The organism is Pseudomonas sp. GM24 (assembly GCF_000282235.1).
GTDB lineage: Bacteria > Pseudomonadota > Gammaproteobacteria > Pseudomonadales > Pseudomonadaceae > Aquipseudomonas.
In genome coordinates this window covers 1-3,752 of the sequence record NZ_AKJR01000348.1, presented here as the reverse complement: position 1 = coordinate 3,752, position 3,752 = coordinate 1, and the positions used below count along the sequence as shown (strand labels likewise).

The window sequence follows — 3,752 nt, the reverse complement described above, 5'->3', positions numbered from 1 at the left end:
TCGGCAGCTCCTACATGGGAATGCATATTTCAATGTAGGAGCTGCCGAAGGCTGCGATCTTTTGCTTTTAATGGACGACTGAGTTGGGCGGCAGGTGTCCGAGGCGTTCAGTCAGCCGCAGGCGCTGAATCGGGTCATCGCTGAGCATCAGCGCGTGTTCCAGATCAAAGCGCTCGGCATTCGGGCAGTCGAGCCGCTGATAAAGACTGGCTCGGGCCAGGTAATCAGCGGCGCCAGCGTCACCCAGTTCGAGCACGCGTTCGGCGTCGATCAGTGCGGCAATGAAGTCATCATGTGTCAGGTGCAACTGCCGCAGGTTGCGCGACAGGCGCTGAAGCATTTGCACCGGCGAGGCGGTCAACAGATGCTCGGCGTTGAGCTTCATATTCGGCCCATACTGGCGCTGCAACAGTTCGCGACAATCATTGGGGTACAAGCGCCGGCCGCCGCACGGATCAAGCAGGTGATCGGCGCCGGGCACGCGCAGCAGGAAGTGTCCGGGGAAGTTGACCCCGACCAGAGGAATCTCCAGCCCTCGCGCCAGCTCCAGGGCAATCAGCGCCAATGCCAACGGTTGGCCGCGACGGGTCTGCATCACTTTGTGCAACAGCGCCGCCTGCGGGCGCAGCGGCAGGAAGTCGTCCTGGGCAAAGCCCAGATCAGTCATGCGGCGCAACAGGGGCTGCGCCAGTTCACTGACCGGCAGCATCGGCAAGCCGTAACTGACGCGTTGTTGCAGGTCTTTGAATTCTAGTAACAGCGCTTCGGGATCGACCGCTTTTTCGTGCTCGGCCGCCATCCATAGCGCGGCTTCGAACAGCGCGGGCGGTGAACGGTGCAGGCATTCGAAAAAACGTTGACGCGCACTCATCGAAATCTCCGGGGAATGCCTCGTTTTAGCCCGGTCCGGGTCATTCGTCCAGTGCCTCGCAGCACAGCTGTCGGGTTATGCCGCAAAGCTGTTGTCGGCGCGGGCGCTTATTCCGGTGTGCTCCAGCAATTTTCAGGCGCAGGCCTATACTGGCGTTCTACAAGAAGTGATTCGGGAGCCCAACGATGTTTGCGCTCATGCAAAGCACTCGCCTGGAATCGCTGCACCTTAGCGTTGACCCGGTCTCCGGGTTGAAGGCGGTCATTGCCATCCATAACAGTCGCCTCGGGCCAGCCTTGGGTGGATGTCGTTATCTTGCCTATCCCAATGACGAATCTGCCGTCGAAGATGCCATTCGCCTCGCTCAGGGCATGAGCTACAAAGCCGCGCTGGCGGGGCTGCCGCAGGGCGGTGGCGTTGCAGTGATCGTGCGTCCTGTGCACGTGGAAAACCGTGGTGCACTGTTCGAAGCGTTTGGCCGTTGCATCAATCAGCTTGATGGTCGCTACATCACCGCCATCGACAGCGGTACCTCGGTGGCGGACATGGACTGCATCGCTCAGCAGACCCAGCATGTCACCAGCACCACGTCGGCCGGTGACCCCGCACCACACGCAGCGATGGGCGTGTTTGCCGGCATTCGGGCGACCGCCATGGCACGGCTGGGGAGCGACAATCTCGAAGGTTTGCGCATCGCGGTTCAGGGCTTGGGCAATGTCGGTTACGCGTTGGCCGAGCAACTCCACGCCGCCGGGGCAGAACTGCTGGTCAGCGACATTGACCATGGCAAAGTGCAACTGGCGATGGAACAACTCAACGCTCACCCGATCGCTAACGACGCGTTGCTCAGTACGCCGTGTGACATCCTCGCGCCGTGCGGTCTGGGCGGGGTTTTGAACAGCCACACGGTCACGCAACTGCGTTGCTCGGCCGTGGCCGGTTCGGCAAACAACCAACTGACGCACCTGGATGTCGCCGATCAACTGGAACGGCGCGGGATTCTGTATGCGCCGGACTATGTGATCAATGCCGGAGGCTTGATCTACGTCTCGCTCAAGCATCGCGGCGAAGAACTGACCACCATTACCGCGCATCTGTCGAAGATCAGCTCTCGACTCACCGAAGTATTTGCCCATGCACAGGCGGAAAAACGTTCGCCGGCGCGGGTGGCGGATGAGTTGGCGGAAAAAGTTTTGTATCGCTGAAAAAGCAAAAGATCGTCCGATCGCGGCCCGAGCCTTCGGACGATCTTTTAGGGCGTTGCTTACTTCGCCGCTTTTGCTGCTTTGGCTGGCTTCGCCGGCGTTTCAGCGGGTTCCGCTGCTTGCGCATTATCGACCGGCTCGGCCGGTGCGTTGAGCAGCTCGGACAGTGCATCCGGCTGGCTCTTGAACGCCCGGGCGAACACATCGCGATTCTTCGCCATGTAGATCCCGGCTTCCTCCACTTGCTGTTCAGTCAGCGACGGAACGGCTTTTTGCAGCACATCGGCCAGATATTCGGCCAGTTCGAGCATTTTGTCATGACGGTCAGCTTCGGCTTTATCCATGAACAAGCGCTCCAGATCTCGGCTGCTGCGGTATACCACTTCGACGGCCATTCACCACCTCACATGCCTTCACATTAAGTTGTCTTGACGACTACTGTATCCATATACAGCGAAAAGGATAAGCGAATCCCTGCGCCATGGGTAGTGGCTTTTCAATGTAGACCGGATTTCGGGTTTGTCAGATGGACCTTATCGTCTGCATTCGCGAGCAGGCTCGCTCCCACAGGGATTGTGAATAACCCTGGGCCTGCGACCAAACGCCACGGCGCGGGTTTGGCGGCGTCTCGCCATGATGGCGTGGCCTCTTTTCTGCATGAAAACTATTACGTGCAGAAAACCGTCACGTCCAACACGCATCATCCGCTCGCATTCGAGCTAAGGAACATCATCGTGAAAATCAACTGGGCCGAGAAACTGCGGCAAAACGTGCATCAACTGGCCGAGTCCCTGGGTAACCTCTTCGTCGAGACCTTCCACTATCTGGCGCTGTTCGCCATCGGTGCGGTGACGGCGTGGGCGGCGGTGATGGAGTTTCTCGGGATGCTCGAGGAAGGCCACATCAAGATCGATGACATTCTGCTGCTGTTCATCTATCTGGAATTGGGGGCGATGGTCGGGATCTACTTCAAGACCAACCACATGCCGGTGCGCTTCCTGATCTACGTGGCGATCACCGCGCTGACCCGCTTGCTGATCTCCAACGTCTCGCACCACAACCCGCCGGACATGGGCATCATCTACCTGTGCGGCGGGATTCTGCTGCTGGCGTTCTCGATTCTGGTGGTGCGTTACGCCTCGTCACAATTTCCTTCGGTGAAGATCGAGAAACCGCAGCGCAAACTTGGCGCCGGCTCCAGCGAGCATCCGGAAGTAGAGAAGGGCGAGCTTTAAAGCCCGGCCGCTTGCCCTGGCCGGCCGCTGACACGTGGCGGTGGCGGGATTATCCCGCTACCGCTGGTCATGGCTTCGAGGATCGCCATGGCGCTGTGGCCTTGTTCGATGGCGATGCCGAATTGAATGCTTTGCACCAGACGCTTGAGGCGCACGGGGTCGTTGCGCTGCTCGGCGCTGATCATGCGCTTGGCCACGATTCGGCCGCTGTTGGACAGGGTCAGCATGATGCTGCCGTCCAGGCCCTGAATGCTCAGGTTGATCTGATAGTCCGGCGCGAAGGCATCGGTAATGATCTGAAAAGGATTGTCCATGATGCGTCACCGCCTGATTGAACGTGCAGTTGTTGACCGGCCGTGATCGGGTTGGTTCGCCCAACCGGATCATCGGCGATTCCGTGGCCTGTATTTGTTGCTTCATGTAGGAGCTGTCGAGTGAAAC

The 3,752-nt window shown here is 59.1% G+C and carries 4 protein-coding genes and 1 pseudogene; 2 read left to right on the top strand and 3 right to left on the bottom strand.

The window, feature by feature from the left end; genetic code table 11:
* Window positions 1–67 precede the first annotated feature (67 nt).
* A complete protein-coding gene (locus tag PMI23_RS28170; protein WP_007950287.1) occupies window positions 68–871 on the bottom strand; it encodes a SirB1 family protein in 804 nt (267 codons plus the stop codon).
* A gap of 185 nt (window positions 872–1,056) precedes the next feature.
* Here PMI23_RS28170 and PMI23_RS28165 point away from each other — a divergent pair, with 185 nt between their 5' ends.
* Window positions 1,057–2,076, top strand: coding sequence for a Leu/Phe/Val dehydrogenase (locus PMI23_RS28165; RefSeq protein ID WP_007914197.1), 1,020 nt, complete (start codon window positions 1,057–1,059; stop codon window positions 2,074–2,076).
* A 140-nt stretch (window positions 2,077–2,216) separates the two neighbouring features.
* On the opposite strand, the pseudogene PMI23_RS28160 reads toward PMI23_RS28165, so the two are convergent.
* A pseudogene (locus PMI23_RS28160) lies at window positions 2,217–2,471 on the bottom strand (YebG family protein); the annotation flags it as partial.
* Between the two features lie 339 nt (window positions 2,472–2,810).
* On the opposite strand from PMI23_RS28160, the gene PMI23_RS28155 reads away from it, so the two are divergent.
* A complete protein-coding gene (locus tag PMI23_RS28155; protein WP_026000737.1) occupies window positions 2,811–3,311 on the top strand; it encodes a phosphate-starvation-inducible protein PsiE in 501 nt (166 codons plus the stop codon).
* On the opposite strand, the gene PMI23_RS28150 is transcribed toward PMI23_RS28155, so the two are convergent.
* On the bottom strand, window positions 3,308–3,625 hold the full coding sequence (locus tag PMI23_RS28150; protein ID WP_007914191.1) for a DUF3509 domain-containing protein: 318 nt from the start codon (window positions 3,623–3,625) through the stop codon (window positions 3,308–3,310). The genes PMI23_RS28155 and PMI23_RS28150 overlap by 4 nt on opposite strands.
* Window positions 3,626–3,752: the final 127 nt, after the last annotated feature.

Excerpts from the sequence above, each read along its gene's own strand:
- PMI23_RS28150 (WP_007914191.1), bottom strand. The coding sequence starts at position 3,625 with ATGGACAATCCTTTTCAGATCATTACCGATGCCTTCGCGCCGGACTAT.
- PMI23_RS28170 (WP_007950287.1), bottom strand. The coding sequence starts at position 871 with ATGAGTGCGCGTCAACGTTTTTTCGAATGCCTGCACCGTTCACCGCCC.
- PMI23_RS28165 (WP_007914197.1), top strand. The coding sequence starts at position 1,057 with ATGTTTGCGCTCATGCAAAGCACTCGCCTGGAATCGCTGCACCTTAGC.